Annotated in this window: 1 protein-coding gene; it reads right to left on the bottom strand. The window is 59.8% G+C overall.

The genetic code is table 11. The annotated features are described in order from the left end of the window. The coding region (locus tag AC0608_RS13730) for a dihydropteroate synthase (RefSeq protein ID WP_478289463.1) at positions 1-268 on the bottom strand (268 nt) is incomplete at its 3' end. Between the last annotated feature and the right edge of the window lie 3 nt (positions 269-271).

Here is a 271-nt window from a genome sequence, read left to right on the forward strand (position 1 = left end):
CGTGCACACGCAGAATGCGCGCACCCTTGCCTACGGCAAGCGCGGCCAACGCAAGGCCGCCATACAAACGCTCACCTACCGGGCGATTCAAGGCCAGCCCTATCATGCTTTTGCGGGAAACGCCGACCAGCAACGGTCGACCAAGGGCATGCAGGGCTTCCATGTGTTTGAACAGGCTTAAATTGTGTTGCAGAGTCTTGGCGAAGCCAAAACCCGGATCAAGAATGACCCTCTCCGGCGCAATGCCTGCTGCGGCACACTGCGCCATGCG

The organism is Flavobacterium sp. GNP008 (assembly GCF_056428965.1).